At 63.2% G+C, this 26,715-nt stretch carries 24 protein-coding genes; 15 read left to right on the top strand and 9 right to left on the bottom strand.

Going from position 1 to position 26,715, the window contains the following annotated elements; translation table 11 throughout:
- Window positions 1–3 precede the first annotated feature (3 nt).
- The 3 genes from oppB to AC2FMN_RS00460 all read right to left on the bottom strand — a co-directional run bounded on the left by oppB (window position 4) and on the right by AC2FMN_RS00460 (window position 4,275).
- The gene (gene oppB / locus AC2FMN_RS00470) at window positions 4–927 is read right to left on the bottom strand and encodes an oligopeptide ABC transporter permease OppB (RefSeq protein ID WP_170367374.1); all 924 of its coding nucleotides are present in this window, start codon (window positions 925–927) and stop codon (window positions 4–6) included.
- A 68-nt stretch (window positions 928–995) separates the two neighbouring features.
- A complete protein-coding gene (locus tag AC2FMN_RS00465) occupies window positions 996–2,624 on the bottom strand; it encodes a peptide ABC transporter substrate-binding protein (RefSeq protein ID WP_496685285.1) in 1,629 nt (542 codons plus the stop codon).
- Window positions 2,625–3,042: 418 nt separating this feature from the next.
- Window positions 3,043–4,275 (bottom strand): lytic murein transglycosylase, encoded by a 1,233-nt coding sequence (locus AC2FMN_RS00460; RefSeq protein WP_496681522.1) that lies wholly within the window; start codon window positions 4,273–4,275, stop codon window positions 3,043–3,045.
- 130 nt (window positions 4,276–4,405) lie between these two features.
- Here AC2FMN_RS00460 and AC2FMN_RS00455 point away from each other — a divergent pair, with 130 nt between their 5' ends.
- The 4 genes from AC2FMN_RS00455 to AC2FMN_RS00440 are packed head-to-tail and all read left to right on the top strand — an operon-like array spanning window position 4,406 to window position 8,403.
- Window positions 4,406–5,368 carry a cytochrome ubiquinol oxidase subunit II gene (locus AC2FMN_RS00455; protein WP_496685283.1) on the top strand — a complete coding sequence of 321 codons (963 nt, stop codon included), beginning with the start codon at window positions 4,406–4,408 and terminating at the stop codon, window positions 5,366–5,368.
- Window positions 5,365–7,455: a cbb3-type cytochrome c oxidase subunit I gene (locus tag AC2FMN_RS00450; RefSeq protein WP_496685280.1), complete on the top strand. Its 2,091-nt coding sequence runs from the start codon at window positions 5,365–5,367 to the stop codon at window positions 7,453–7,455. The genes AC2FMN_RS00455 and AC2FMN_RS00450 overlap by 4 nt, the downstream gene beginning before the upstream one ends.
- Window positions 7,452–8,084, top strand: coding sequence for a cytochrome c oxidase subunit 3 (locus AC2FMN_RS00445; protein WP_496685277.1), 633 nt, complete (start codon window positions 7,452–7,454; stop codon window positions 8,082–8,084). The genes AC2FMN_RS00450 and AC2FMN_RS00445 overlap by 4 nt, the downstream gene beginning before the upstream one ends.
- Window positions 8,077–8,403, top strand: a complete 327-nt coding sequence (locus tag AC2FMN_RS00440; protein ID WP_496685276.1) for a cytochrome o ubiquinol oxidase subunit IV — start codon at window positions 8,077–8,079, stop codon at window positions 8,401–8,403. Before AC2FMN_RS00445 ends, AC2FMN_RS00440 begins: the two co-directional genes overlap by 8 nt.
- 6 nt (window positions 8,404–8,409) lie before the next feature.
- On the opposite strand, the gene AC2FMN_RS00435 is transcribed toward AC2FMN_RS00440, so the two are convergent.
- The gene (locus tag AC2FMN_RS00435) at window positions 8,410–8,772 is read right to left on the bottom strand and encodes a fluoride efflux transporter FluC (RefSeq protein ID WP_496685274.1); all 363 of its coding nucleotides are present in this window, start codon (window positions 8,770–8,772) and stop codon (window positions 8,410–8,412) included.
- The gene (locus tag AC2FMN_RS00430; protein ID WP_496685272.1) at window positions 8,769–9,137 is read right to left on the bottom strand and encodes a fluoride efflux transporter FluC; all 369 of its coding nucleotides are present in this window, start codon (window positions 9,135–9,137) and stop codon (window positions 8,769–8,771) included. The genes AC2FMN_RS00435 and AC2FMN_RS00430 overlap by 4 nt, the downstream gene beginning before the upstream one ends.
- Before the next feature lie 203 nt (window positions 9,138–9,340).
- On the opposite strand from AC2FMN_RS00430, the gene AC2FMN_RS00425 reads away from it, so the two are divergent.
- Window positions 9,341–10,921: an FMN-binding glutamate synthase family protein gene (locus AC2FMN_RS00425; RefSeq protein WP_496685270.1), complete on the top strand. Its 1,581-nt coding sequence runs from the start codon at window positions 9,341–9,343 to the stop codon at window positions 10,919–10,921.
- Between the two features lie 9 nt (window positions 10,922–10,930).
- Here AC2FMN_RS00425 and AC2FMN_RS00420 read toward each other — a convergent pair whose 3' ends face one another.
- From AC2FMN_RS00420 to AC2FMN_RS00405, 4 genes are read right to left on the bottom strand one after another with little or no spacing between them, the layout of a single operon-like run.
- Entirely contained in the window at window positions 10,931–11,587 is a 657-nt protein-coding gene (locus AC2FMN_RS00420) for an ABC-type transport auxiliary lipoprotein family protein (protein WP_496685268.1), read from the bottom strand.
- The gene (locus tag AC2FMN_RS00415) at window positions 11,584–12,900 is read right to left on the bottom strand and encodes an MlaD family protein (RefSeq protein ID WP_496685266.1); all 1,317 of its coding nucleotides are present in this window, start codon (window positions 12,898–12,900) and stop codon (window positions 11,584–11,586) included. Before AC2FMN_RS00415 ends, AC2FMN_RS00420 begins: the two co-directional genes overlap by 4 nt.
- A 5-nt stretch (window positions 12,901–12,905) precedes the next feature.
- Window positions 12,906–13,721 (bottom strand): ABC transporter ATP-binding protein, encoded by an 816-nt coding sequence (locus AC2FMN_RS00410; RefSeq protein ID WP_496681497.1) that lies wholly within the window; start codon window positions 13,719–13,721, stop codon window positions 12,906–12,908.
- A 1-nt stretch (window position 13,722) separates the two neighbouring features.
- Complete coding sequence (locus AC2FMN_RS00405; protein WP_496685263.1) at window positions 13,723–14,847, bottom strand: ABC transporter permease; 1,125 nt, start codon at window positions 14,845–14,847, stop codon at window positions 13,723–13,725.
- A gap of 200 nt (window positions 14,848–15,047) precedes the next feature.
- Between AC2FMN_RS00405 and AC2FMN_RS00400 the strand changes: the two genes are divergently transcribed.
- The 10 genes from AC2FMN_RS00400 to AC2FMN_RS00355 all read left to right on the top strand — a co-directional run bounded on the left by AC2FMN_RS00400 (window position 15,048) and on the right by AC2FMN_RS00355 (window position 26,704).
- Window positions 15,048–16,583, top strand: coding sequence for a sulfatase-like hydrolase/transferase (locus tag AC2FMN_RS00400; RefSeq protein ID WP_496685260.1), 1,536 nt, complete (start codon window positions 15,048–15,050; stop codon window positions 16,581–16,583).
- Between the two features lie 102 nt (window positions 16,584–16,685).
- Window positions 16,686–17,666, top strand: a complete 981-nt coding sequence (gene bioB, locus AC2FMN_RS00395) for a biotin synthase BioB (RefSeq protein WP_093963112.1) — start codon at window positions 16,686–16,688, stop codon at window positions 17,664–17,666.
- Window positions 17,663–18,793 carry an 8-amino-7-oxononanoate synthase gene (locus tag AC2FMN_RS00390; protein WP_496685257.1) on the top strand — a complete coding sequence of 377 codons (1,131 nt, stop codon included), beginning with the start codon at window positions 17,663–17,665 and terminating at the stop codon, window positions 18,791–18,793. Before bioB ends, AC2FMN_RS00390 begins: the two co-directional genes overlap by 4 nt.
- The gene (gene bioD / locus AC2FMN_RS00385; protein ID WP_496681487.1) at window positions 18,790–19,410 is read left to right on the top strand and encodes a dethiobiotin synthase; all 621 of its coding nucleotides are present in this window, start codon (window positions 18,790–18,792) and stop codon (window positions 19,408–19,410) included. Before AC2FMN_RS00390 ends, bioD begins: the two co-directional genes overlap by 4 nt.
- Entirely contained in the window at window positions 19,407–20,693 is a 1,287-nt protein-coding gene (bioA, locus tag AC2FMN_RS00380; RefSeq protein WP_496685254.1) for an adenosylmethionine--8-amino-7-oxononanoate transaminase, read from the top strand. The genes bioD and bioA overlap by 4 nt, the downstream gene beginning before the upstream one ends.
- Entirely contained in the window at window positions 20,690–21,307 is a 618-nt protein-coding gene (locus tag AC2FMN_RS00375; protein WP_496685253.1) for a pimeloyl-ACP methyl esterase BioG family protein, read from the top strand. The genes bioA and AC2FMN_RS00375 overlap by 4 nt, the downstream gene beginning before the upstream one ends.
- On the top strand, window positions 21,304–22,062 hold the full coding sequence (locus AC2FMN_RS00370) for a methyltransferase domain-containing protein (protein ID WP_496685251.1): 759 nt from the start codon (window positions 21,304–21,306) through the stop codon (window positions 22,060–22,062). Before AC2FMN_RS00375 ends, AC2FMN_RS00370 begins: the two co-directional genes overlap by 4 nt.
- Before the next feature lie 107 nt (window positions 22,063–22,169).
- The gene (locus AC2FMN_RS00365; RefSeq protein ID WP_496685738.1) at window positions 22,170–24,038 is read left to right on the top strand and encodes a PAS-domain containing protein; all 1,869 of its coding nucleotides are present in this window, start codon (window positions 22,170–22,172) and stop codon (window positions 24,036–24,038) included.
- On the top strand, window positions 24,035–24,736 hold the full coding sequence (locus AC2FMN_RS00360; RefSeq protein WP_496685249.1) for a response regulator transcription factor: 702 nt from the start codon (window positions 24,035–24,037) through the stop codon (window positions 24,734–24,736). Before AC2FMN_RS00365 ends, AC2FMN_RS00360 begins: the two co-directional genes overlap by 4 nt.
- A gap of 201 nt (window positions 24,737–24,937) precedes the next feature.
- Window positions 24,938–26,704: an ABC transporter ATP-binding protein gene (locus AC2FMN_RS00355; RefSeq protein ID WP_496681476.1), complete on the top strand. Its 1,767-nt coding sequence runs from the start codon at window positions 24,938–24,940 to the stop codon at window positions 26,702–26,704.
- Window positions 26,705–26,715 lie beyond the last annotated feature (11 nt).

Below are 26,715 nucleotides of genomic sequence, written 5' to 3'. Positions count from 1 at the left end.
CCCTCAGTACCGGATTTTCGGATCGAACCAGGCATAGGCCAGGTCGGTCAGCAGGTTCACTAGAACGGTCAGCACGCCATAAAGTATCGTGACCCCCAGCAGCACCGCATAGTCGCGTGACAGGGCCGAACCCACATAGGCCTGCCCCAGCCCGCCGGTCGAGAAGTAGATGTCCACAAACACCGATCCGGTCAGTACATAAACGAAGACCGGGCCCAGATAGGACACCACCGGCAGCAGCGTGGGTTTCAGCGCGTGGCGCCAGATCACAGTGCGGGTCGGTAGGCCCTTGGCCCGAGCGGTGCGGATGAAGTTCGAATTCAGAACCTCGAGCATAGACGACCGGGTGATCCGCGCGATCGAGCCCATGTACGAGGTCGCAAGCGCGATCACGGGCATGATCAGGTATTGCCACTGACCCCCGTTCCAGCCGCCGCCCGGCAGCCAGCCCAGCCACAGGGTGAAAGTCAGGATCAGGATCGGGCCCATGATGAAGTTCGGCAGCGCCTGGGCGGCGATGCCCAGACCCACGGCGAAATAGTCGATCCAGCTGTTGTGGCGGATCGCGGCGGCAATGCCCAGCCCGACGCCCACCAGCGTAGCCACGATGAAGGACAGCATCCCGTAGGTCAGCGAAATCGGAAAGCCCTGCGCGATGATGTCGTTCACGTCGCGGTCCTTGAACTTGAAGGACGGGCCGAAATCGAAATGCACCACGATGTTGTACAGATAGTCCCAAAGCTGTTTCCACAGCGGCTGGTCCAGCCCGTAGCGCGCCTCGATATTGGCCAGAACCTGCGGCGGCAACGGCCGCTCAGAGGTGAAGGGCCCGCCGGGCGCGAAGTGCATCAGAAAGAAACTGGCGACGATCAGCAACAGGATCGTCGGAACGGCGATCAGCAGTCGCCGGATGACATAGGCAAGCATTTCATGCCCCCAATTATTGGCCCTGCCCCAGAGCATGTCCGGGGCAGGGCGCGATCAAAGGATGATGATTACTCGGCGATCTTGTAGAGGTTCTTCGAGTACCAGTTCTGCTCGACGTTGTTCACCGGCCAGTTCCCCACGTCGCTGTCCATCATGTAGACGCCGGCATAGTGGTAGATCGGGATCACAGGGTTTTCCTGTGCGATGATCCGCTCGACCTCGGTGTACAGCGGGGCCGGATCATCCGAGGTCTTGGCCTGGGCCAGCAGCTCGTCCACCTTCGGGTTGCTGTACTTGCCGTCGTTATAGCCGGAATCAGACTGCAGCAGGTCCAGGAAGGTCGAGGCTTCGTTGTAGTCGCCGCACCATGCGCCGCGGGCCAGCTCGAAGTTCTGGTTGCCGCGCTCTTCCAGGAAGATCTTCCATTCCATGTTGGCCAGCTCGACCTGCGCGCCCAGCTTCTGCTTCCACATCTGGCTGAGGGCCACGGCGACCTTCTTGTGCGCCTCGGAGGTGTTGTAGACCATCGAGAAGGTCAGCGGGTTGTCGGGGCCGTACCCGGCCTCGGCCAGCAGTTCCTTGGCCAGCTCGTCGCGCTCGGCTTGCGTCATCGTCGCCATTTCGACGACCGGTGGGGTGAACCCTGCGGTGGCTTCGGGCACGAAGGTGTAGGCTTCGGGCTGACCTCCGGCCAGGATGTTCTCGGTGATGATCTTGCGGTCAACCGCCAGCGACAGAGCCTGACGCACGTTCGGGTCCTTGAAGGCCTCGGGGCCGCCGTCGGACAGGTTGAACGTGTAGTAGTAGTTGCACAGGCGCGGGAAGCTGATCGCCTCGTTCGGGTATTCCTTCTTCAAGCGCGGGAACTGGCCTGCGGGCACCTCGGTGCGGTCCAGCTCGCCGGCCAGATAGCGGGTCAGGGCCACGTTTTCATCGTTGATGACCAGCGCCACGACCTTGTCGATAATGGTGTTGTCGTTGTCCCAGTACATCGGGTTGCGCTCGCGCACCGAGCGTTCGTTGGGCAGGTGCTCGGTCAGGACATAGGCGCCGTTCGACACGATGTTGCCAGGCTTGGTCCATTCATCGCCGAACTGCTCGATAACCTTCCGCGGGGCCGGGAAGGTGGTCGAATGCGTGGTCATCTGCGGGAAATAGGGCAGCGGCGCGCTCAGCTTCACTTCCAGCGTGTGGTCGTCGATCGCCTTGACGCCCAGATCGTCGACCGGCTTGTCGCCCGCGATGATTTCGGCGGCGTTCTCGATCGACATCAGTTCCATGAACCACGCATAGGGCGAGGACAGCGCCGGATCGACGGCGCGCTTCCAAGCGTATACGAAATCATGCGCGGTGACCGGGTCACCATTCGACCACTTGGCGTTGTCGCGCAGGGTGAAGGTGTACACGTCCTTGGTTTCGTTGGTGGTATAGCCGGTCGCCACGCCCGGAACCAGGTTGCCGTTCTCGTCCTGGTTCATCAGACCTTCGAACAGGTCGCGGACAATCTCGGCGCCCGACACGTCCTCGACCACCTGCGGGTCGACCGAGCTGTGCTCGTCCAGCACGCGGTAGACAAAGGTCTGGTCGTCGGCCAGCGGCTCGCCGGTGACCGGATGGGTGCCTGCGGCCAGCGCGGCACCGGTGATGAAGGTCGAGCACAGCAGGCCCGCCACCGAGTTTCGAAGGATGGTGTTCATGATCTTCTCCCATTTATTGTGGCGGCGGTCTGCGCATCCCCGTGGGATGGCGTCCGGCGGCCCTGGTTGCCCGACATCCGCTGGGACCCGGTTCTTTTCGATTTTGGATTGTGCCAATTCGCAAGGAACACTGCGTCGCAGCTTTGTGGATTGCAGTCGGTGAAGTGGATGCAAGAGCTTCCTCTCGCTGTGCAAGACCGTGCCACTATTTTGGGCAGGGTTAAAGCCTTCCCATGAACCCGGATCGCCTAAAGGTAGAAAGAAACTTCGTGACGCGAGGTCGCCGAAATTTTGTAACGATGGCGTTTGTCGCTGGGATATTTTCGTGCCCAGGCTGCTCGGAATTCCGCCTGTGAAGCGGCCTGTTTCGGCAGAGTATCGCGGCCCGTTTTCGCCGAATTCGGCGAATCGCCCGCGGTCAGGGGCGCAACCGCGATTTCATCCGCGCGTCGGGAAAGCATGTGGGGCGCTGGCCTGTCGCCTCTTGCCAGCGGCCGATCGACCGGCGCGTCTTGTATCCCGGCAGGCCATCGGCACCGCCCACGTCATGCCCCATGGCGATCAGGGCTTTCTGCATGGCTGCGATGTCCGACCGGTACAGGCCGTCAATCTTGCCCCAGCGCCCCTTGAAATCGCCCACGCCATACTGGATGCGGTCGCCTACATGGCCCACAAACAGGGCATAGAGGTCGCTGGTGTTGTAGTCCTTCAGAACGTAGAAATTGGGTGTCACGATGAAGGCCGGCCCGTGGCGGCCCGCTGGCATCATCAGGTATCCTTCGCCGAGCAGCTCGTGCGGGGGAAAGGGTCGGCCCGAGACGCGGGTGATGCCCATCGCGGCCCAGTCGCGGATCGGGCGACCCTGATCGGGGCCCTCCAGCGCACAGGACACTGACGCATCCACCGTCACCTCGAACCCCCAGTCGCGGCCGGGCACCCAGCCATGTCGTTCAAGGTAGGCAGCGATCGAGGCGATCGTGTCTTCGGCCGACCTCCAGATATCGGCGCGCCCATCGCCATTGCCGTCGGTGGCATAGGTCAGAAAACTGCTGGGCATGAATTGCGGCTGGCCCAGAGCGCCGGCCCAACTGCTTTTCATCGCCCGGCCGCTTACGTGGCCGGCCTCGACGATCTGCAGGGCGGCGATCAACTCGTCGGTGAAATACGCCGCGCGCGTGCTCATGAACGCCTTGGTGGCCAGCACCTGAAAGGCATCATGCCGGATGGGCACCTGCCCGAACCCGCTTTCGCGGCCCCAGATCGCAAGGATGATGCGTGCGGGCACGCCTGTGTCCGCCTCGACCCGACGCAGGGTCGCTGCATGGCGTTTGGCCATCCTGCGCCCGGCCGCGGCGGTGCCTTGCACCGTGTTGGCGTTGAAATAACGCGCCGGTGCGCCGAATTCGGCCTGGCGCTGCGTCTTGGGCGTCTTTGGTGTGGTTCCGGGCGGCACCAGATCCGGCAGATCCCAGTTGATCCTGACGCCGTTCAGACTGTTTTGGAACGTGCGGCGCGACACGCCCTCGCCCCGGGCCAAGGGCCAGAGTTCGGTGCTCAGCCAAGCCTGGAATTGTTGTTCCACGGCGGCCCTGTCCAGCGCCGGAACGGCGGTGGCCCAGATCAGGCCGAGGATGACGAACAGCACACGCATGGCAGGTTCCGAGTGTCTCCACCCCGCGACCCAAGTCAACTCATACCGATAGTTTGCCTGAAATTTCTTGTGAAGTCGGTCAACTCTGCCGATAGTTGCCGAAACCAGCGGGAACAAAAGGCAATCTGACGTGGCCAGAGAACCGACGACCCCGGCAGTACGAGCGACGCTGATCGCGATCACGGTCTGGGCGGTCGCCGCCCATCCTGGGTTGGCCAGTAATAGCTTTCTGGACCCGCAAGGCCCGATAGCCCAGGCCCAGAGGGTTCATCTGTTGCGCGCCACCGCGCTTATCCTGGTTGCGGTCATTCCGGTTCTGGTTCTGGTTCCCCTGATCGCTCTGCGCTATCGCCGTCGCGCGCAAAGCCCGGCTACCTATCGGCCCAAATGGGAGTTTTCGCCCCTGCTCGAAACCGCGATGTGGGGCGTGCCAGTGGTAATCGTGGCGCTGCTGTCCTTCTATCTGTGGAAGGCGACCCACCGGCTGGACCCCTACGCGGCCGCGTTCGGCGATGAACCGGCCCTGCGCGTGCAGGTGGTGGGGCTGGATTGGAAATGGCTGTTCATCTACCCCGATCTGGGCATCGCGACGGTGGGTGAATTCGGGATTCCCACGCAGCGTCAGGTCGCCTTGACGCTGACGACGGACACAGTGATGCAATCCTTCATGGTTCCTGCCCTGGCGGGGCAGATCTATGCCATGCCGGGCATGACGACCCAATTGCATCTTGTGGCTGATGCCCCCGGACAAATGCAGGGCGAGAACACCCAGTACAACGGGCGCGGATTTACCAAGCAGAAGTTCCAGACGGTCGCGATGTCGCCCCCGGACTTCGACGCATGGGTTGACCGGGTTGGGCAGAACGGAATCGTTCTGGACCCGGCAACCTATCGGACGTTGGCCATGCGGACCGACCGGGACGAAGTTCAGGCCGCGCTTGGCACCGCGCAGATGCCGGACAATGCGCTGTACTTTCGTCTGGATGATGGCGATCTGTTCCACAGCGTTCTGGACCGGTATCACAACGGGCAACCATTGCCTGAGGATCAGCAACCGGGAACCGCCCAGTACGGGCAGGAGGGCAAGCCATGACAGCTGCCGAGTCCGGTTTCTTCGGTCGTCTGACCTGGGAAGCATTCCCCATCGCCGGGCTGATTCAAGATCCCAACACGAACGAGATCGTCGCCAACGCGGCGGCGGGCGTGGTGATCGTCGGTGTGGTCTTGGTTCTGGGGCTACTCACGTGGTTTCGCCTGTGGGGGCCGCTGTGGCGCGACTGGCTGACCAGCGCGGATCACAAGAAAATCGGCATCATGTATATCGTCTTTGCCATCGTCATGCTGGCGCGCGGCGTTCTGGAAGGCGTCGTGATGCGTGCCCAACAGGCGGCCGGGCCGGGCGAGGGATTCCTCGAGGCCGAACACTTTGCCGAGCTGTTCAGCACCCACGGCACGATCATGATCTTCTTCGTGGCGGTGCCCTTCGTGTTCGGACTGGCGAATTTCCTTGTCCCGCTGATGATCGGCGCGCGCGACGTGGCCTTTCCGGTGATGAACCAGATCAGCCTCGGCCTGACGGTTTCGGCGGGGATGATGCTGATGGTCAGCTTGGTGGTGGGCGAGTTTTCCACCGGCGGCTGGACGGCCTATCCGCCCTATACCGGAGCGGCCTTCAATCCGGGTGTGGGGCCGGATTACTGGATCTGGGCGATCGTGGTGTCGGGTATCGGCACCACGCTGACGGGGATCAACTTTGCCGTCACGATCTACAAGCTGCGCGCGCCCGGGATGAAATTCATGCGGCTGCCGATGTATTGTTGGACGATCATCTGCAGCTCGATCCTGATCGTGTTCGCAATGCCGCCTTTGGGGGTAGCGGCGCTGCTGCTGGCCGCTGACCGGTATCTTGATTTCCATTTCTTCACCAATGACCTGGGCGGCAACATGATGAACTATGCCAACCTGTTCTGGCTGTTCGGCCACCCCGAGGTCTATCTGCTGGTTCTGCCGGCCTATGGCATCTTTTCCGAAGTCTTCGCGACCTTCTCGGCCAAGCGGCTCTATGGCTACACTTCGCTGGTGATCGCGACCATGTCGATCGCGGTGCTGTCGTTCACCGTCTGGCTGCACCATTTCTTCACCATGGGCCAAAACGCCCTGATCAACGCGGTCTTCGGCATTGCCACGATGCTGATCGCAATTCCCACCGGCGTTAAGGTCTATGACTGGATGGCCACACTTTATCGTGGCCGCATCCGGTTCTCGGTGCCGATGCTGTACGGGCTGGCCTTTCTGATGCTGTTCGTGATCGGGGGGCTCAGCGGGGTGATCCTGGCCAATCCGACCGTCGACTATCAGGTGCACAATACGCTGTTCCTGGTCGCGCATTTTCACAACGTGCTGCTGCCGGGTGTCCTGTTCGGCTTGCTGGCGGGCTACAACTATTGGTTCCCCAAAGCCTTCGGCTTCCGCCTGGATGAAGCCTGGGGGCGGATTTCAGTCGTCCTGTGGACGGTGGGCTTTATGCTGACCTTCCTGCCGCTGTATGTGGTGGGTCTGATGGGTATGCCGCGCAGGTCCTACAGCTGGGAGGACCCGAACTTTCATCCTTACATGATCGCGGCCGTCATCGGAGCGCTGGTCATTCTGGCCGCGCTGTTGTCGATCGTCGTGCAACTGTGGGTCAGCATCCGCAACCGCGAACAGAGCCGCGTTCCGGTTGGCGACCCCTGGGACGCCCGCACGCTGGAGTGGTCGATCGCGGCCCCGCCGCCGCGTTACAATTTCGCGATCATCCCGCTTGTCACGGACCGTGACGATTTCGCCGCCGCGAAAGAACGCGGCGAGGCCTACCCGCACCCCGACCGATACGAGGACATCACTATGCCGCGCAACACCAGCATCGGTTTCGTGCTCTGCGTGCTCAGCGGCGTGTGGATGTTTGCGCTGGTTTGGTGGATCTGGTGGCTGGCGGCGCTGATGACCGTGATGATGATCCTGTCGTTCATCCTTTGGACCTTTCAGACCGATACCGAAGAGGTTGTTGCGGCCGAAGACGTGCGCAGGCAGCACGAGGCCTGGCTGGACTTGGTCCGCAACGCGACCCCTGTAAACAGGGATCATGAAGGCGCGCCAGAAAACACCGGGCTTGCCCGACCGGATCTGGAGGCGACGACATGAGGCCTGCACCAACCCACAGCTATCCGGGCCTGAACCTGGGCCGAGGCAGGCCCGGGGCCCACAAGGCGACCGAGGTTGTGACCTTCGGTTTCTGGGTCTTTCTGATGAGCGATCTGGTCTATTTCGGGCTGATGTTCGGCGTCTACATCACCATGATAGACGCACAGGCCGGTGGTCCGGGCCCGCACGCGATGTTTGATCTGTACAGCATCTTTGCCCAGACGCTGATCCTGCTGACCAGCAGCCTGACCGTTGGACTGGCCATGCTGGCGCTGAAATACAACCTGCCGCGCGGCCGGATCGTTTTGTGGTTCGGGGTCACGCTACTGCTGGGGCTGAGTTTTCTGGTTCTCGAGATCCGCGATTTCATGTCGATGGTGGAAAAGGGCGGCATCCCACAGCGCAGCGGTTTCCTGTCCGCCTACTACGGGCTGGTGCCTCTGCACGGTCTGCATGTGGCCGCGGGCTGCGTGTGGTTGGTGGTGCTGGGCATTCAACTGCGGGTCATGGGGATGACCGACCTGGTGATCTCGCGCATGGTCCGGCTGGCGCTGTTTTGGCATTTTCTCGACCTGATCTGGATCGGCATCATCACCATCGTCTATTTCGGAGGGCTGACTTATGGATAGACATTCCGAACTGCACCGGCGCGAGCGGCGGCGCTATGTGATCGGCTATGGTGGCTCGCTTTTGTTGACGCTGGGCATGTTTGGCACGGCGCATTGGTTCGGCATCGAAACCCCCGGCGTCTATCTGACGATCGGCCTGCTCGGGCTGGCGCAGCTGATCGTGCAGCTGATCTATTTCCTGCATATCGACCGTCGCCGCAGCAGCCGCGAGGATCTCGATCTGGTGTTGTTCTCGACGCTGGTTCTTCTGATCATAATCGGGGGAACGGTCTGGATTCTGGGCAATCTGGCGATGCGGATGCACATGCCCGTCATGTGAGCGCGCTCAGCGCGTTGCCCACAGGCCCAGCCACAGGGCCAGCCAGCACAGGCCTACGCTCAGCAGGATGTTGGCGGCTGCGGTCGCGATGGTGCGCTCGCGCCGCAGTTCCAGCGACTGCCAGGCAAAGCTGGAAAAGGTCGTGAAACCGCCGCAGAAGCCGAAGACAAGGCGCCTTTGATCTTCGGCCAGATCGACGGTGCCGCCCAGATACCCGATCCAAAGCCCCAACAGCAGGCTGCCGCCCACGTTCACCATCAGAGTTGCCACGGGCAGGTCATGGGTAACCGCGCGTGTAACCCAATGGCGCAGCACGGCGCCCAGCCCGCCGCCCAGCCCGAACATCAAGTGCAAGTGCAGATCGGTCATCCGCCGAACCCTCGGGCCGACCTGCGACGGCCGATGGCCTCGCCCAGAATCGCCGCGCCCAGTCCGGCGGAGATCTCGGCCGCCAGCGGTATCAGCACCACCCAGCCCGAGGTTTCGGCGAAGCGCTCCAGCTCGGCGACGAACGAGGAAAAGGTCGACAGCCCGCCGCAGAAACCCACAGCGCCCAGATGCAGCACATGGGCATGCACACGGGTGCGGATCGCATACAGCCAGCCCAGCACGAAACAGGCTGCCACGTTGATGCCGAACGTGGCCGTCAGCAGTGGCGCACCGGGGATCTCCAGCGCAAACAGTTCGCGCAGGATCGACCCCGCCGCGCCGCCGATGAAGACGGCGGCATACATCAGCGGTCGTCCCGCTATGGCAGCCTGCGCTCTGGCCAAGACGTCTGTCCCTGTTCCTGCGTGTCTGCGCATGGATAAAGGGCGTGCCCATCAGGCTCAAGGGCGATCACGATGGCGCAAGACAGGCCGCGCTATCCGCACAAAGGCTTGCAATCGCGTGACAAGCTTTCCACGATCGGCCGAAGATCATGAGGGAGAGCAGGATGATCGTACGCAGGATCTACTTTGCCGTGACCTTTGTCGCGTTGCCGCTGACGGTCATTCTGGGGCTGTTCTGGCCGCCTGCTTTCTGGCTGCTGGTCCTGTTGGTGCCTTATGCGCTGGTTGGTCTCTATGACCTGCTAACCACGCGGCACAACGTGCTGAACAACTATCCGGTTCTGGGGCACTTCCGCTATATGCTGGAATTCGTCAGCCCCGAGATCCGGCAATATTTCGTGGAAACCAACGAAAGCGGCCGTCCCTTCAACCGCATCGTGCGGTCTCTGGTCTATTCCCGAGCCAAGGGGCAGGTCGATACGCAGGCCTTCGGTACGCAGTACGACATCCTCAAGGTCGGGTACCACCGCGCCAACCATTCGCTGGTCCCCAAGGAGGTGCCGGAAAGCGAGGAACGCCTCCTGCTTGGCGGGCCTCAATGTGAAAAACCCTATCTGGCGTCGCGTCTGAACGTCTCGGCCATGAGCTTCGGTGCGCTCAGCGCCAATGCGATCCGGGCGCTGAACGGCGGCGCGCGCGACGGCGGTTTTGCCCACAACACGGGCGAGGGCGGCCTGTCGCCCCATCACCTGGCCGAGGGCGGTGACATCATCTGGCAGATCGGCACCGGCTATTTCGGCTGCCGCACCCCTGAGGGCGGGTTCGACAAGGACAAGTTCGCCGAACGGGCGCGGATGGAGGTCGTCAAGGCGATCGAGATCAAGCTGTCGCAAGGGGCCAAGCCCTCGCATGGCGGCGTGCTGCCTGCGGCCAAGGTGGATGCCGAAATCGCCGTGATCCGCGGCGTGCCGGTGCACCAGGACGTGATCTCGCCGCCGGTTCATTCGGCCTTCGACGGCCCGACCGGGTTGCTGAATTTCGTCCAACAGCTCCGTGACCTGTCCGGCGGCAAGCCCGTCGGCTTCAAGCTGTGCATCGGGGCGCGATCCGAATTCCTTTCGATCTGCAAGGCCATGCTGGAAACCGGCATCCTGCCCGATTTTATCACCGTGGACGGGGCCGAAGGCGGCACCGGCGCTGCCCCAGTGGAATTTACAAATCGCCTGGGAACCCCACTGAACGAGGCGTTGATCTTCGTCGACAACAGCCTGCGTGGCGTGGGGCTGCGTGACAAGATCCGGGTGATAGCCTCGGGCAAGGTGGCCACCGGGTATGACATGATCGAGAAATGCGCCCTGGGGGCCGACATGTGCAACGCGGCGCGGGCGATGATGTTCGCGGTGGGCTGCATCCAGGCGCTACATTGCAACACCAACCGCTGCCCCTCGGGGGTGGCCACGCAGGACCCGGTGCGCGGCCGCGCGGTCAATGTCCCGCAAAAGCGCAAGCGCGTGCACCGGTTCCACGATGCGACGCTGGAAAGCTTCCGTGAGATCCTGGGCGCCATGGGCAAGGAACGGGTGTCGGATCTGCGCCCGTCCGACATCTTTCGCCGGACGGCGGACGAACGCGAGTGGTCCTATGCCCAGCTTTATACCTTTCTCGAAGACGGCGCCTTGTTGGGTGCCGACATTCCTGCCGAATTCGCCGATGATTGGGCCCGTGCCTCACCCGCGCAGTTCTGACACCCGGGCCTAGTTCAGCGACGGCCGCGGGTTGCTGGCGGCATGGGTGTGGATCTTGCGGATGCTCCATTCAACAGCGTTCCGCATCGTGCTGCCGAGGGCCTGATCGAAGGCAGCGACCAGGTCGGGTGTCTGGTCGCTGGCAGCAATCACGTCGCGCTGGAACGAGTTCGAGGCGATGATTTTGTCTTCGAACTCGTCGATGATCTTGATGTTGAGGCGAACTTCGATTTTGACCGAGGCGGAATCTTCGGTGTCTCCGACGACGATGCCTTGGAATTCGCGCAGGTCTGGAACGATCACATAGTCCGCCCGCAGACCGACGGTCGAGCGGCCCACGGCCGCAACACGGTTGCTGTTTTCAAAGCTCTCGACCAGCAGGGCCTGCACGATCAGCGGTGCCCTGTCCACCCAGCGCGCGCGCGGCAGGTATTGCACCTGCAGGCGTGTCGGCTGCACCGCGATCTGGTCGGTGTTGACCGCGGCTGTGGCCGTCGGCTCCTGCACGACGATCTGCTTACCCACACGTGGCAGCGAACTGGAGAACGTGCTTTTGGGCGTCAGCAGGTACAGATCGTTGGGTTTCGAGGCCTGCTTCAGCGTTCCCAACCCGGTGCAGCCGGTCAACCCTGCCAGGCCCAACGCGACGATTGCTGCTCTGATCATTGGCGAAACTCCGATGCCTGTGTGCCCAGCAGGAACCGGGCCGGGTCGCGTTCCAGCTTGTCCACTAGCCGATCAAGGCCAACGACAAGGCGCTGGGATTCTTCGACGAAGCGCACGAACTGGGGCAGGCCCACCCGCAGAAAGTCCGACACCTGGCGACGGTTCTGCTGCACAATGCCGTCGATCGTGCCCAGCAGGTCCGACGCCGATTGCGAGGCGCTGAGGATATCGGCGGAAATCGCGTCGATCCGCTCGGTGACGTTCGACACGGTCTCGGCCACCTGGTTGGCTGCGGTGCGGATATCGGCGGCCACGGCGGCCACGTCTTCGTCCATGACACGATTGGCCGAGTCGAAGGCGCGTTCGGCCGAGGTCAGCGTGCCCTTGGCCGTTTCCATCGCCGAGGTGACGGAGTCGAGCGTTTGGTTGGCATTCGCGAAGGTGTTGTTGACGGTTGTCATGGTCATCCCTGCCTCATCCGACAGCCCGATCAGCCGGTCCGCCAATTCAGACCCCTGCGCGATGAAGGGCCGGATATCCTGTTCCAGCACCTGATCGGCCGTGGCCAGCGTCTTGTTGACACCATCCAGTGCGGTTTTTGCGGATTCCGCGGCGGTCTTGACACTGTTGAGCGTGTCAGTCCCGGTGGTCAGCGTGGTTTCGGCCGTATCCGCCAGCTGGTCCAGCCGCTGGGTGAAGGCACCAATCTCCTTTGCCGCTCCGCCCAGATCGCCCGAGAGGGTTTCGAAATCGGTCAGCGTCTTGTCCAGCCGCCCCGAGGCCGAGGCGAGGTTGTCCAGAATGTCGGCCACCGCCTTGCGGTTGTCGTCATCGACAACGGCGTTGAGGTTTTCCAGCAGGGTCACCGCCTCGTCCAGCACCTTTGGCGCGCCTTCGAACAGCGACTGGATCGCGCTGCGTTTGCTTTTGATGACGCTGAACTGCGGCAGGCGCTCTGCATCGGGCGACCCCCCCGACAGTTCGACATAGCTAACGCCCGTCACCCCCAACGACTGCAATTGCGCGATGGTATCCGTGGTGACGGGAATATCGGCGTCGATTTCAAGGCGCACACGCACCTTCGAGGGGTCGTCATCGTCCAGATCCAGCGAGATCACCTGGCCCACGGGCAGACCGTTGTAGTTGACGCCCCCGGCCGCCGACAGGCCCGAAACATTGTCGAACAACACGTCGTAGTAGGCGTATTGCCGGGTCACCTCGAACTTGGCCAGCCACAGGAAAAAGCCGAACGCGCTGAGGATACCCACAAGCGTGAAAGTGCCGATCAGGATGTAGTTCGCCCGGGTTTCCATCGCCTCTACCTGTCGTGCCCCTTCTGCTGCGCCGCGCGGGCCCGGGGGCCGGTGAAGTATTCCTGCACCCAAGGATGATCGACCTTGGTCATCTCGTCTATCGGACCTTCGACCAGAACGCGTTTTTCCGCAAGCACCGCGACGCGGTCGCAGATGGCGTAAAGACTGTCGAGGTCATGGGTGACCATGAAAACGGTCAGCCCCAAGGCCTGTTGCAATTCGCCGATCAGTTCGTCATAGGCCGCCGCCCCGATCGGGTCCAACCCGGCGGTGGGTTCGTCCAGAAACACGATCTCGGGGTCCAGCGCCAGCGCGCGCGCCAGTGCCGCCCGTTTGCGCATCCCGCCCGACAGCTCGGACGGAAACTTGCCGCAACTCAGCTGTGGCAGGCCCACAAGGCTGATCTTGAGGCTGCCGAGCGCGCGCATCAGGCTTTCGCTCAGGCCCGTATGTTCGCGCAGCGGCGCCATCACGTTCTGCAACACGGTCAGCGATGAAAACAGCGCGCCGTCCTGAAAGGCCACGCCCCAGCGTTTCTCGATCCGGCGACGGTCCGCCTCGGGGCCGTTCAGCACGTCAACGCCTAGCACCTCGATGCTGCCGGCGGCGGGCTTGTTCAGCCCGACGATGGTGCGCAACAGGACCGATTTGCCGGTGCCCGACCCGCCGACGATGCCCAGAACCTCGCCGCGCCAGACATCCAGGTTCAGGTCATCATGCACCACCTGCGGGCCGAACTGGTTGCGCAGGTGACGCACCCGGATCACCGCCTCGCGCTGTGCCTCTGCCTTGGTGTCCTGCTGCTGGATTGCGCCATCCATGTCAGACGCCCACCTCAGAGAAGAAGATGGAAAACAGCGCATCGATGGCGATCACCATGAAGATCGCCTGCACCACCGATGATGTCGTCCGCTGCCCCACGCTCTGGGAAGAGCCCTTGACCTGCATCGCCTGCCAACAGGCGATCACCGCGATGACCACGGCAAAGAACGGAGCCTTGATCAGGCCGACTGCCAGGTGCCAGACATCGGTGTTTTCCTTCAGGCGCGTGACGAACATGCCGGGGCTGACGCCCAGATCGATCCAGCTCATCAAGGCGCCGCCGAACAGGCCGGCAATGTCGGCGACGAAGCCCAGGATCGGCAGCATGATCAGCAACGCCAGCACCCGCGGGACAACCAGAACCTCGATCGGGTCCAGGCCCAGCGTCTGCATGGCGTCGATCTCCTCCTGCACCTTCATCGAGCCGATCGAGGCGGTGAAGGCCGAGCCCGACCGGCCCGCCACGATGATCGCGGTCAGCAGGACGCCCAATTCGCGCAGAACCGAGATCGAGATCAGCTCGACCACGAAGATCTCGGCGCCGAACTGTTTCAACTGGGTTGCCCCCTGAAAGGCCAGAACCACGCCGATCAGAAACCCCATCAGCGCCACGATGGGCAGCGCCTTGAGCCCGGTTTCCTCCATCTGCGACACCAGCGCGGCCCGGCGCAGACGCCACGGCATGACCAACGTGCGCGCCAGCCGATGCAGCGTCAGGCCCAGAAAGCCCAGCATCGACGCCGTGTCGCGCCCGGCCCCGACCGTCCTCCGGCCCAGCGACTCCAGCCAGGGCACGAAGCCGCGCGGCGGGGCCTCTGCCGGTATCTCGGTTGCGATGTTATGCGCGACGGTCTCAAGCAGCGCCGATTGCGTGGCCGAGACGTTTTCATAAGTCACGGTTGCGCCCGCCGCCGAGGCGCGCCGCGCCAGATCGCAGATCAGCCAGGCGCCTCCGGTGTCCAGCGACCTGAGTCCGGACAGATCGAAAATAATGCTTCTCGCGTCGGGGTGAAGAGACCGAAATCCCTTTTCCACCGACTCCAGCGATTGGGTCACCATCTCACCCGAAACGGCGATCCGCAGGTCGTCGTTGACCTGCTCCAATGCAATCGAGGGCTGTGTCATGTGGGTATCAGATGGGAAACGGCCCCCTGCTGCAACGGCTTTCTTGCACATGAGGTGAAACTGAGCGTGGGGCGTGTCCTTCAGGGGCTGCCGCGCCGTCGTAAAATCTCGCCTGACCGACGGAATCGGTTGCCCGGCCCAAGGATCGCAGACACAGTCGCCTTCGGACGGAACACGGGATCCAGACAGGGTGGTTCGGAATGCGGCGAAGGGGAAATGTCCTGTTCATCATCATCGATCAGTTGCGTGCCGACTGCCTGACCGGGGCGCTGGCCGACCATGTCGATCTGCCGAACCTGCGCGGCTTCATGGCCGAGGGCGTCACGTTCACCCGCCATTTCTCGGTCACCAACCCGTGCGGGCCGTCGCGGGCGTCGCTGCTGACCGGACAATATGCCATGAACCACCGATCGGTGCGCAATGGCACGCCGCTGCGGCATGATACGCCAAACATCGCCACCGAAATGCGCAAGGCCGGATACCTGCCGCAGCTGTTCGGCTATACCGACACCTCGGCCGACCCCAGGGTGCATCACCCGAACGACCCGGCGGTAAAGACCTACGAAAACCCGATGAATGGCTTTCACGAGGTCGTCGAAATGCGGCTCGAGGAATCTTTTCCCTGGCAATCGCACCTGCTGCGCAAGGGATATGAGTTCGACAACTATTGGGACCTCTACAAGCCGGTTTCACAGGACGGGTCCGTGCCTCGGTTGAATGATCCGGCCCCTTACAGCGCCGAAGACAGTGACACGGCATTCCTGACCGACTCGTTTTTGAACGAGATCGCGTCGTATCGAAAGCCCGGCTGGTTCGCGCACTTGACCTATATCCGCCCGCACCCGCCGCTGGTTGCGCCGGCGCCGTACAACCGCATGTATGATCCGGCGTCGCTGCCCCTGCCGACGCGTCTTGAATCGCCCGATGCCGAAGCCGCCGTTCATCCGTTCTTTGGCCCGGCACTGGAAAGCTGCGGGCCGGGTGACTGCGTACATGGCTTTGCCGAGGTGTCACCGACCGATCCGAACACCCAGACACTGCGCGCCGTCTATCTGGGGCTGGCGAGTGAGGTCGACTATCACATCGGTCGGGTGCTGCGGTTTTTGAAAGATAACGGCCAATATGATGACACGTTGATCGTCATCACCGCCGATCATGGCGAGATGCTGGGCGACCACCATGCCTGGGGCAAGATGTCGGTCTATGACGCGGCCTATCACACGCCGTTGGTGATCCGCGCGCCGGGCAACGCGAGGAATGCGGGGCTGCGCGTCGACGTTCCGACCGAATCCATCGACATCGCGCCTACCATTCTGGATTGGGTGGGGCAGGCCATCCCGAATTCGATGGACGGGCGTTCCCTGCTGCCGCTTCTGCGCGGCCAGACACCGGCGGACTGGCGCAGCCATTCTTTCAGTGAGCTGGATTTTTCCGACCCCGAACACCCGACCGTCTGGCAGAGGCGGCTGGGGACAGGGCACAGCGACTCGTGCCTGGGCATCCTGCGGGATGCGCGGTTTACATTGGTGGAATTCGCCGCCGATCTGCCGCCCCTGCTGTTCGATCACCATGGCAAGGGCGAGGCCGAGAATGTCGCGCACAAGCCCGAATTCGCGTCGGACCTTGCGCGGTTGACGCGCCAGATGCTGCGCCACCGGATGCGCAACATGGACCATACACTCTCGTTGCATTCAATCACGCCGGATGGGCCGAGATCGGTGTGGCGCTATTCCTGACCCACGCCAGTTCCACCCCCTGTGACATCGCGGATGTTGCGTTTTCCGGCTTTATTGATAAACCCGAGTAAATCTGAATCATCGGGAAAAATTATCTATAAAATGTCGGCTACATCGAACACCTGGACCCGCGAAACCGCTCAGGCCATCTATGACCTGCCGCTGATGGATCTTCTGTATCGGGCGCAGACCGTACATCGCGAGAATTTTGACCCCAACAAGGTGCAGATGTCGCGGCTTCTGTCGATCAAGACCGGCGGCTGCGCCGAGGATTGCGCCTATTGCTCGCAATCCGCGCGCAACGGCTCCAAGCTGAGCGCCTCGAAACTGATCGAGGTCGAACGCGTTCTGGCCGAGGCCCGCAAGGCCCGCGAGTCCGGCTCGACCCGGTTCTGTATGGGCGCCGCCTGGCGTGAGCCCAAGGCGCGCGACATGGATGCGCTGGTGGCGATGATTCAGGGCGTCAAGGCGATGGGCATGGAAACCTGCATGACTCTGGGTATGCTGGACGACACCCAGGTGGTGCAGCTGCGCGATGCCGGGCTGGATTATTACAACCACAACATCGACACGTCCGAGCGTTACTACCCCGAGGTCATCACCACCCGCACCTTTGCCGACCGGATCGACACGCTGAACCGCGTGCGCGAGGCGGGGATGAAGGTCTGCTCGGGCGGCATTCTGGGCATGGGCGAAAACGGCGAGGACCGGATCGACATGCTGGTCACGCTGGCCAACCTGCCCGAGCCGCCGGATTCGGTGCCGATCAACATGCTGATGCCGCAACCCGATACCCCGCTGGCCGACGCCAAGCCGGTCGATCCGATCGATTTCGTGCGCATCATCGCGCTGGCGCGGATCATGATGCCGAAATCCCATGTCCGCCTGTCCGCTGGCCGCAGCGACATGAGCGACGAGATGCAGGCAATGTGCTTTTTTGCCGGTGCCAACTCGATCTTTGCCGGCGACACGCTGTTGACCGCCGAGAATCCAGAGGAAAGCAAGGACGCGATCCTGTTCGCCAAGCTGGGCATCCAGCCGATGGAGGCGGAGTCCGAGGCCCGCGTGGACGCGGCCGAATGACAGCGATCGCAAGGCTGGGCAATGCGCTGAAGGTGCTGGAAACGCGCCATCGGCTGCGCAGGCTTGCGCCCCGCACTGGGCTGGATTTCGCATCCAACGACTATCTGGGCCTGGCCGGGTCCGATGTTCTGAAACGTGCGGCGCAGAACGCGCTGGACCGGGGCGTTCCGCTGGGTTCCGGCGGATCGCGCCTGTTGCGCGGCAACCACCCCGAGCATGAGGCGCTGGAAGCCGAGGCCGCCGCCTTTTTCGGCGCCGAGGCGGCGCTATACATGGGCGGCGGGTTTCAGGCCAATCAAGCCATTTTCTCGACCCTGCCGGCGGCCGGGGATCTGATCCTGCATGACGAGTTGGTCCATGCCAGCGCGCATGAAGGGATGCGCTTGGGTCGGGCCGACACCCGTGGCTTTGCGCATAACGACATTTCGGCGGCCCGCGCGGTGCTGGCCGATTGGCGTGCGCAAGGCGGCACGGGCCAGGTCTGGATCGCGGTCGAAAGCGTCTATTCGATGGAGGGCGATCTGGCCCCGTTGAACGCCCTGGCCGAACTGGCCCGAGCCGAGCAGGCAGTGCTGGTGGTGGACGAGGCCCACGCCACGGGCGTCTTCGGCCCGAACGGGCAGGGACTGGCCCATGGGTTGGACGCCGAGATGCTGACACTGCACACCTGCGGCAAGGGGCTGGGCGCCAGCGGCGGGTTGATCTGCGGACCGCGTGAAATGATTGACACCCTGATCAACCGGGCACGGCCGTTCATCTTTGCGACAGCCCCGTCGCCATTGGACGCCGCCATCGTGCGGGGCGCGTTGCGGGCCGTCGGACAGGACCCGGGCCTGACATTGGCCGCGCGCGACCGGATGGCCCATGCCCATGCCGAAGCCGCACGCCTGTGCGGTCTGACCGGATTTCACAGCCAGATCATGCCCGTCATCGTGGGCGAGGACGCGGCCACGATGGATCGCGCGGCGGAACTCCAGCAGATGGGGTTTGACGTGCGCGGCATCCGCCCGCCCACCGTACCACGAGGCAGCTCGCGACTGCGGGTCTCGATCACCGGCAACGTCGGCGCGCAGGACATCACGGCGGTGTTTCAGGCCATCGCCGAACAACAGGCAGGAACCGCATGACCACAGTGATCGTGACCGGAACCGACACCGGTGTCGGCAAGACCGTGTTTTCCGCCGGGCTGACTGCGGCCCTTGGCGCGCAGTACTGGAAGCCCGTGCAATCGGGGCTTGAGGAAGAGACCGACAGCCAGATCGTGGCGCGCCTGTCCGGCCAACCGGTCTTGCCCGAGGCGTATCTGCTGAACCTGCCCGCCTCGCCGCACCTGTCGGCCGAGGCCGAGGGGGTCGAGATCGACCTGAACCGACTGACCCTGCCGCAGACCAATGGCCCGCTGGTGGTCGAAGGGGCTGGGGGTGTCATGGTGCCGCTGACCCGGCAGGCCTATTACCTTGACCTGTTCGCCCGCTGGCAAGCACCCGTGATTCTGGTGGCCCGAACGGCCTTGGGCACGATCAACCACACGACCCTGTCGCTGATGGCGCTGCGCGGCGCCGGTTGCCCGGTGGTCGGTGTGGCCTTCATCGGAGACCCCGAACCCGAGGTCGAACAGACCATCGCCCAGATGTCGCAGGTGCCCCACGTTGGACGCCTCGGCCGGATCGAGAATCTGACACCCGCCACCCTGCGCCGCGCGTTCGAGGCGATCGACATGGACACGATCCGAGGTGCCCTGTGACCCCGTTCGAGTTTGACGCCCGCCACTTATGGCACCCCTATACGAACGTGGCCGACCCGGGCCCGATGCATCTGATCGACCGGGCCGAGGGCGTGTATCTGTACCGCGAGGATGGGGTGAAGATGATCGACGCCATGTCCTCGTGGTGGTGCGCCATCCATGGGCACCGTCACCCGGCGATCACAGCCGCCATGCAGCAGCAGCTGGACCGGATGCCCCATGTCATGTTCGGAGGCCTGACCCATCGGCCCGCCATTGATCTGGGCCGCAAGATGGTGGCCCTGCTGCCCGAGGGGCTGGACCGGATCTTCTATTGCGACAGCGGCTCGGTCTCGATCGAGGTGGCGATGAAGATGGCGGTGCAGTTCCAGATGGCCCATGGCCGCACCGACAAGGTCGAGTTCGCCACGATCCGTGGCGGCTATCACGGCGACACCTGGAAGGCGATGAGCGTCTGCGACCCGGTCAACGGCATGCACGGGCTGTTCCGCGGCGCGCTGTCGATCCAGCACTTTCTGCCGCGCCCGTCCGTCCGTCTGGGCGATGACTGGCCAGAGGACTCCGCGCAGAACGGGCTCGACGCCTTGGAACAGTTGCTGCGGGACAAGGCGCACCGGCTGGCTGCGCTGGTGCTTGAACCGGTCGTGCAGGGCGCGGGCGGCATGTATTTCTATCACCCCAAGTGGCTGCGCCGGGCCAAGGCATTGTGTCAGGCCCATGACGTTCTGGTTATCTTCGATGAAATCGCCACGGGGTTCGGCCGGACCGGAGAGCTGTTTGCCACCACCTATGCGGGGGTGACGCCGGACATCATCTGCCTGGGCAAGGCGCTGACGGGCGGGCATATCTCGTTCGCCGCAACGGTGACCACCGAACAGGTGGCTTATGGCATCGGCAACAGCGAGGCCGGCGTGTTCATGCACGGCCCAACCTACATGGCCAATCCGCTGGCCTGCGCCGCCGGCTGCGCCAGCCTGGGGCTGCTTGAAGACAACGGCTGGCAGTCCCGTGTGCGGGCCATTGAGACTCAGATGAAGGCCGAACTGGAGCCGGCGCGCGGCCTGCGCGGCGTCACCGATGTTCGGGTGCTGGGCGCCATCGGCGTGATCGAGATGGAGCACACGGTCGATCCGCGCATCGCCCATCGGCGGGCGCCGGAAACCGGTGTCTGGCTACGCCCCTTTGCGCGCAACATCTATTGCATGCCGCCCTATGTGATCTCGGGCGACGAGCTGAGCCGGGTAACGGCGGCCATGGCCGAACTGGCGCGAGGCGACGCATGAGGCGGCACTGGCTGAACCGTGACGGCGGAGCGCAGTTGACGCTGGTGTTCGGCGGGTGGGCGCTGGGGCCTGCGCCGTTTACGCGCCTGACCGGGGCGGCGGATGTTCTGGTGGTTGACGACTATCGCAACCTCGACGACGCCCTGCCCGAAACCGGCGACTATGACACGGTCCGGCTGCTGGCCTATTCCTTCGGGGTCGCGTCGGCCGCGCATTGGCTGGCGGGTCACGGGCTGACCTGTGTCCGCAAGGTTGCGGTCAACGGCACGCTGTTTCCGGCTGATGCAGACCGGGGCATCGCGCCCGAGACGGTCGCGGCCACGGCCGATGGCCTGAGCGCGGCCAGCTTTGCACGGTTCTGCCGCCGGGGCGGGCTGGAAGGCCCGGCACCCGGGATCGATTTTGCCGTCGCGGCCGAGGAACTGCGGGCCATCGCGGCGCGTGGACCTGCGCCCGATCCCGGGTTCGACCGGGTCTGGATTTCTGCCTCGGACCGCATCGTGCCGACGGCGGCGCAGGAGGTGGCCTGGGGCCAATCGGACACCGTGCGACGCATCCCTGGCCCGCACCAGCCTTTCGCGGCCGGGCAGACTTGGGCGGAGTGGTTCGCATGAACGCCATGCCCACGGACCGGATCCGGCGCAGTTTCAGCCGCAGCTTCGGCAGCTATCACTGCGCCGCTGGCCCGCAGGCCCGGATCGCCCGCGCATTGGCGCAGCGGCTGGTCGATCTCGGGGCGCCCCGCCAGTTTGGCACCCTGTTCGAAATCGGCTGCGGCACCGGCCATCTGACCGAGGCGCTGCACCAGCAGTTTTCGTTCACCCGGTCCACGCTCAACGACCTGATGGCCGAGGCCCAGGAGACTGCGCGGCGATGGGGCGCGGATTTCCTGCCGGGCGATATCCGCAATGTGACATGGCCCGCGCGGCCCGACCTGATTGCCTCGGCCTCGACGGTCCAATGGCTGGACGATCCGGCTGCCGTGGTCCGCCGCGCGATGCATCAGGTCGCACCCGGCGGGTGGGTTGCCATTTCGGGATTTGGCCCCGACCAGTACGCAGAACTTTCCGCGCTGGGGTCGGCCGCCCGCGCGCCCGGTTTGTGCGGCCCCGAGGATCTGGCCGCGGGGATCGGCCCCGATGTTGAAATCCTCGACCTGTGGCAGGATCGGCAACCGCTGTGGTTTGAAACGCCGTTGGACGTGCTGCGCCACCTGCGTGAGACCGGGGTGAACGGCCGCGCGGCGCAGGTCTGGACCCGCTCCGACCTGACCGATTTCAGCACGCGCTATCGCGCCGCGTTTTCCGGCCCCAAAGGCGTGCGCCTGACCTATCACCCCGTCTGGATCATCGCCCGCAAACCCGGCTAGGGGCCAACCGGTCGCATCCGGCCCCTCTACACCTGCCCGAAAACTGGTGATAGGCCTGTGCCCAGGGGAGGATCGGCGTGGACATATCCGAACAGCGCATCAAAGAGATGACGACCGCAGGGCTGAACCTGATTGGTCAGGCGTTGTCGATCTATGACGACCAGTTGCGCCTTGTGGTCAGCAACAAGCGTTTTCAGGAAATGTTCGACCTGCCCGAACGCCTGGTGCAGCCGGGCGCGCTGTTCAGCGACACGATCCATTTTCTGGCCAGCCGCGGGGAATATGGTCACGACCAATCGGTCGAGGATCTGGTCAGTGTCCGGGTCGAACAGGCCTTGGCGTTCGAGCCGCACTACATGGAACGCGTGCGCCCCAACGGGCAGGTGATCGCGATCGAGGGCGCACCCCTGCCCACCGGTGGCTGGGTTGCCGTCTATACAGACATAACCAGCACCAAACGGGTCGAAGAGCTTCTGCGCAGCCGGTCCGAAGAACTGTCGGACCAGTTGCTGAGCCATGCCGAAGAGCTTTCGGCCACCAACCGGCAATTGGCCGCCACGATCAGCGCGCTGGAAGAGGCCAAGCGCCAGCTGACCGAGATCGAAGCGCGCACCCGCATGACCACCGAGATGATGCCCGCCCATATCGCCCATCTGGATGCCGAGGGGCGGTATGATTATTCCAACCGGCGGCTCAGTTCGGTCCTGCCGGGGCGGCCGTCGGACATCCTGGGTCTGCACATCTCGCAGGCCCTCGGCGCGCACGCTTACGAGCGGGTCCGGCCGCATCTGAAACAGGCCTATGACGGGCAGGCCTCGGTGTTCGAATTCACCGAGGATCAGGATTCACGCCGTATCCGTGTCTCGTTCACGCCCGACGGCGCGGGCGGCGTCTATATCATGTCGGTGGACATCACCGAGGAAACTCAGGCCCGCGTGGCCCTGCAGCAGACCCGACGCCGGGCTATGGCCGCGCAGATGACCAGCGGGCTGGCGCATGATTTCTCGAACCTGCTGACCATCATCCTGGGGATGCAGGCCAAGCTGGAAAAGATGGACCTGCCCGAAGACGCCGCCGAGCTTGTGGTCGCAACCCAGCAGACCGCGCGGCGCGGCGGGCAGCTGCTGAACCGCATCGCCGACATGACCGGCAACCGCACTCCGCAGCCGCAGGCCACCGACATGCGCGGCCTGCTCGAGGATCTGCGGGTGCTGGCCTCGCCTTCCTTGCCGCGTGGCGTGGGGCTATCGGTGGTCAATACTCTGCCGGATGAAGCGCTGATGTTGGACCCGGGCATGGTTCAGGACGCGTTGTTGAATCTTGTGCTGAATGCCCGCGACGCCTGCGGCAGTAGCGGGCAGATCACCATCAGCGCCCATGCGATCGGTCGGATCTGGGTGGAAATTACCGTGTCCGATACAGGCCCGGGGTTTTCACCCGATGCGCTGGACAAGGCGTTAAACCCGTTTTTCACCACCAAGGGCAGCAAGGGGTCGGGGCTGGGCCTGCCGATGGTCTATGACACGGTCAAGCTGGCGGGTGGAGACCTGCAACTGCGCAATACGCCCTCGGGCGCATCCGTAATGCTGCGGCTGCCCTATCGGCCCGCGCCGCCTGTCCAGTCGGGCCTGGCGTTGCTGGTCGAAGACAGCGACGATCTGCGCCACCAGTTCCGCGACATGCTGGTTGATCTGGGTCTTTCGGTGATCGAGGCGACCTCGGCGGATGAGGCGCTGGCACTGACCGCCAGTTTGAATGACATCTCGCTGATCTTGTCCGATATTCGGCTGGAGGGCACTGCCACCGGCATTGATCTGATCGAACGACTTGCTCTACCAATTCCGGTGATCCTGATGACCTCGTTGCCCTATGATGACCCGCTGCACCGTCAAGCTCTTGCCAAGGCGCCGGTCCTGCGCAAACCCTTCACCCGCGCGCAATTGTCCGCGCTGATCCGAACCGAGGCCGCCTCATGACGCAACCCCTGGTGACCATTCTGGACGACGAGCCGGAAATCCGCCGGATTCTGACCGAAGCGCTTGAAGACGCTGGATTTCGAACCCAGAGCTTTGCCCGCGCCCGCGAATTCGAAGCGTCTCTGAAACGGGTCACGCCGGATGTGTGCCTCGTGGACCTGTCGCTGCCCGACACCGACGGATTGGCGCTGGTGCACCGGCTGGCGCTTGAACAGGGTGCGGCGGTCATCATCATTTCGGGTCGGGCACAGGTGCAGGACCGGGTGACGGGGCTGGAGTTGGGGGCCGATGACTACATCACCAAACCCTTTGACCCAGCTGAGGTGGTGGCCCGCATCCGCGCCCGTCTGCGTGCGCCCAGATCCCAGGTGCAGCAATCGCAGGTGGCCAGGTTCCATGGCTGGACGGCGTGTTTCGACCGCTATGTTCTGCTGTCTGATACCGGTGAGGAAGCCGCATTCAGCCATGCCGAGGGCGAAGTTCTGCGGCTGTTCCTGGAAAGCCCCAAACGCCTGATCAGTCGAGCGCAGATGCAGGAGGCTTTGGGCGGGGCTGCGGGCGAAAGCTTTGACCGGGCGATGGACGTGCGCATATCGCGGCTGCGTACCAAACTGGGAGAAGACCCCAAGAACCCGCGCCTGATCAAGACCATCTACGGCGCCGGTTACATCTTTCTGGGCGACGTCGAGTGGCGGTGATAGAGTTTCGGAGCGAACGGCCCGACAGGTCTTGGTCACCCAATGCTTTGACGAAAACCCGCATTGGCACTGGTATTTTCGAGCTCAGCCCCTAACTGAAGGCTTCTGCGCGTCGTGGCACGGCTTTGCCGGTCGGCGCTTTGACAACTTGCAAATCCGGTTCTGACACGCAACAAGGCGTCAGAACGTTTGGAGACCCTGATGATCGGAAAGACCTGGGCCAAGTGGCGCTCCGGCCATATCGGCCGGCTGGTGGGCGATAGTCTGCGGGCGCAGTGGCGGCTTTATGCCATCGCAATGGTCGCCATGGCGATCGTGGCCGCGACGACAGCCGGAACCGCGTGGATGATGGAAAGCATCGTGGACGCGATGACCACCCCCGAAATGCAATCGCAGGTTTATTGGATTGCGCTCGGGGTCGTTGCGCTGTTTTTCACCAAGGCGGTGGCCTCCTATGCTCAGGCCGTGTTTCTGGCACGCGCCGGTAACCGCATCATCGCCGAGCAGCAGGAAAAGCTTTACGACAAGCTTATCACCCGCGGGGTCGGTTTTTTTGCCAAGACCGAGTCGTCCAGTCTTTTGATGCGCGTGACCAATGGGGCCCAGGCCGCGCGGCGTCTTGTGGATGTCATCGTCACCAGTTTCGTTCGAGACGCCCTGACGCTGGTCGGCCTGGTCTTTGTGATGGTCTACCAGCAACCGGTTCTGTCGGTTATGTTCTTTGTGGTGGGGCCATTGGCCCTGTGGGGCGTGAGGGCGCTTTTGAAAAGCGTGCGCGTCATCATGGAATCCGAGCTGAAATCGCTGGCAGAGATCATCAAGGTGCTTCAGGAAACTTCGGCCGGCATCAAGGTGATCAAGGTTTTTGCGCTCGAGGACATGATGGTCGACCGGATGCATGGCGCCATTCGCTCGGTCGAACGCCGCGCCAACTCGATCGCCAAGCTGCAGGCGATCGCAAGCCCCTTGATGGAGCTTTTGGCCGGATTGGCGGTGGCGGGCGTTCTCGTGGTTTCGACGATGGGACTCGCCGGCAGCGAGCCGCCATCGGCGGGTCAGTTGATGTCGTTCATCACGGCTCTTCTGATGGCCTACGAGCCGGCCAAACGGCTGTCGCGCATGCGTGTGGCGATCGAAACCACATTGGTGCCGATCGGTATGATGTTTCAGTTGCTGGATCAGGAAGACCCGATGCGCGAAAAGCCGGGGGCAATCGACCTTGCTCCGGGGCCCGGTGAAATTCGCCTGAAGGACGTCACGTTCGGGTATCGCGGTTCGCACCCGGTCATCCGAAAGCTGAGCGCTACCTTCGAGGCTGGCAAGACGACCGCGCTGGTGGGGCAATCCGGCGGGGGAAAATCGACCATCTTCGGCCTGATCATGCGGTTCTACGATCCCAAAAGTGGTACCGTCGAAATCGACGGGCAGAACTTGCAGGATGTCAGCTTTGCATCGTTGCGGCGCAAAATCTCGTTTGTAGGCCAGGACACTTTCCTGTTTTCGACATCCGTGATGGAGAATTTGCGCTTTGCCCGACCGGATGCCACCGACGAAGAGGTCATCGAGGCGGCGCGTGCTGCGCATGCGCATGACTTCATCATGGCGCTGCCCAAAGGTTATGATACGCAGGTTGGCGAAAACGGAGCCTTCCTGTCGGGTGGGCAAAAACAGCGCCTGGCCATCGCCCGGGCCATTCTGCGCAAGGCCGAGATTCTGTTGCTGGACGAAGCCACCAGTGCTTTGGATGCGGATTCCGAATCCCTGGTCAAGGACGCCTTGGACAGATTGACCGAAAACGTCACCACGATCGTCATCGCGCACCGGCTGTCGACGGTGCTGGGCGCGGACAAAATCATGGTGGTGCAAGACGGGCAGGTGGTCGAACAAGGCAATCTGGATGAATTGCTGGAAATGAACGGCAGATTCCGGGGTTTGTTCGACCAACAGTTCAAGACGTCCTCCAATTGACGCAGTTGGCG

This window comes from Ruegeria sp. BHSC037, assembly GCF_059613045.1.
Note: the sequence above shows the minus strand (reverse complement) of the source record. Positions and strands in the feature narration are given on the sequence as shown.